We start from the raw sequence: 2,371 nt of genomic DNA, 5'->3' as shown, positions 1-2,371 counted from the left end.
AGCCTCACCGTCAAGCGCATGGCCATCAACGACCAGGCCCTCACCCAGTACCTGGTGAGCACCTACTACTCCGCCGCCGTGCTCGTCCCCGACGCGCTGGGCGTGCTGGAGAACGTGGCGCTCGGCGGCTGAGCCGCTCCGCCGCGTGAGACATCAGGACGGGCCCGGTGCGCTCCACCGGGCCCGTCGTCGTTTCACGAAGGGCCCCGCAATGACAGACAGGCCCACACCTGCGACACCTCGTTCCCCGCACCGGACCTGGCCCCTCGTCCAATCCCGCCGAGCGCTGAAAGACCTCTCCCGTGTGGCTCGTTCAGGAAACCAGCCCTCGGGATGAGGGATGTGCTCGCCCCGTGAACACTGTCCTTGACTGAAGACAGACACCGGAGACGAGACACAGGCTCGGACACCACCGGATATCAGCCAGGCCACTCGGACGAGGAGATGAGGCGATGGAGTACCAGGCGAGCGTCTTCCTTCCGCTGACGGAGGGCGTGCTCCGGGCCGCGGGGCTGCGGCCCGGGATGCGGGTCCTGGACGTCGGCTGTGGCGTGGGGAGGTGAATCCCCTCGCCGCGGAGCTCGTCGGTCCCTCGGGCGAGGTGGTGGGCATCGATGGCGCCGCGCAGCCCCTCGAGTGGGCCTGGCGCCGCGCTCGGGAGCGGGGGCTGTCGCAGGTACGGTTCCAGCATTGCGACATGGCGTCACTGCCGCGAGAGCGACTCTTCGACGCCGTGGTGGAGCGACGGGTGCTCATCCATCAGAGAGACCCGCTCCGCTTCATCCAGCAGATGGAGACCACCTGCGACCCGGGGGCCTGCTCATCTGCCATAACATGGACTTCACCGTTCCCCCCGTGAGCTACCCTGCCCTGCCGCTGCTCGAGCGCACCTGGGACTGGCTGATGCGCGCGGTCCGGGGTTGGGCGCGTCGTCAGGCCTCGGCTTGAGACGCTCGGCCGTCGCGTCAGAAGGGGGCTGGGGCGTGGAAGTCGTGTCGCGCGCCCGTGCGCGGATGCGTGAAGACGAGTCCCTCGGCGTGCAGTCGCCAGGGCCCGGCCGCGCTCCCGAAGCGGGTGTCTCCGACGATGGGGGCACCGAGCCCCTCGGGATGCGCGGTGTGGATGCGCAGCTGCCAGGCGTGGCGTGTCCTCGGCCAGAGCCAGACGCGCGTGCGGCCCGCGTGTGACTCCACGACACGCCAGTCCGTCACCGCGTGCTTGCCGTGGGCGCGACCCGCCAGAGACTCGAGCGCGCCGGAGGTGGTGCCTCTCAGCGGCAGGTCGATTCGGCCCTCCGTGCCCGGGAGTCCTCCTTCGACCCAGGCGACATGGCGATGCTCCGCTTCCCCCCGCGCGAGCTGGCGCTGGAGCGAGGACCGCGTCTCGACGTCCCGCGCGAGCACCTGGAGGCCGGAGACCTCCGCGTCCAGCGCGTGGAGGAAATTCGCGGAGGTCAGCTCGGGGTAGCGCGACTGGAGGCGGACGAGCACGGAGTCCCGGCCCGGGGCATGACGCCCCGGCACCGAGGCGAGCCCCGCGTCCTTGTCCACCACGAGCAATGCCGCGTCCTCGTGCACCACCCGCACCGCACCTCCGGTGGGGAGCGGCGGAGCGGGGTCCACGTCGAGCCCCTCCAGCATGAAGCCGAGGACCGCGCGGCACTTGCTGTCACACGCCGGGTAGTACGCCCCGGAGACCCGGCCACCGCCCTCGGGCTGTGCGCCCCACCAGAACTCCGCGAGCGCGAGGGGCTTCAGGCCATGACGGTAGGCCTGCGCCAACAGCTTGGGCGCCGCGCACTCCCCCGCGCCTCCGGGGACGGGACGCGGGTCGAACAGGCTCGCCAGGGGGACCCGGCCTCCTCGCGCGTTGGGGATGTCGTAGTCCCAGGTGAGCCGGTGCCACAGGGCCCGTGAGCGCTCCGCGCGTTCATGGGCCAGGGCGTCTCGACGTTCGCCGAGCGCTCGTGCCCGGGCGCTGGAGGGCCCCGAGTCCAGGACGGCGCGCTCGTGGTCCTTGGACAGCTCGCGCAGCCGGTGGCCCAGCTCGGCCAGCTCCGCCTCGCCTTGGGGCAGGAAGGTCTCCCGCGCGCTCAAGTCGAAGAGTGGGGGCGCGAAGCCGTCCACCTCCCAGCGGCCTCCGAGCATCCCTGAGAAGGCGCTCAGGAAGCCTGGTGGCCCTTGCGGCGTGGAGACGACCAGGACGCCGAACATCTTTCCTCCGCCCGGACGCCACAGGGACTCCCAGCGAGGGGCCTCGAGCTCGAGGCGCCGACGGAGCATCTCGGCGGCCCTCCGGGCGAGCGGCCCGGGTGCTCCGGGCGCGAAGGGGCTGGGCAGACGCGGGGGCACCTCTCCGGACAGGGGCGGGG

At 71.9% G+C, this 2,371-nt stretch carries 2 protein-coding genes and 1 pseudogene; 2 read left to right on the top strand and 1 reads right to left on the bottom strand.

Annotated features, from left to right (window positions below; genetic code table 11):
- Window positions 1-132, top strand: a pseudogene (locus tag FL311_RS45820) (hypothetical protein); the annotation flags it as partial.
- A 427-nt stretch (window positions 133-559) separates the two neighbouring features.
- Window positions 560-859, top strand: a complete 300-nt coding sequence (locus FL311_RS42625; RefSeq protein WP_194869628.1) for a methyltransferase domain-containing protein — start codon at window positions 560-562, stop codon at window positions 857-859.
- Between the two features lie 106 nt (window positions 860-965).
- Here the strand turns inward: FL311_RS42625 and FL311_RS42620 are convergent.
- Window positions 966-2,371 (bottom strand): RluA family pseudouridine synthase (locus FL311_RS42620; RefSeq protein WP_368668622.1); only part of this gene is annotated, 1,406 nt, incomplete at its 5' end.

The organism is Myxococcus sp. AB025B (assembly GCF_006518215.1).
GTDB lineage: Bacteria > Myxococcota > Myxococcia > Myxococcales > Myxococcaceae > Myxococcus > Myxococcus fulvus.
The sequence above is the reverse complement of the archived record's forward strand: the minus strand, read 5'-3'. Positions and strand labels throughout refer to the sequence as shown.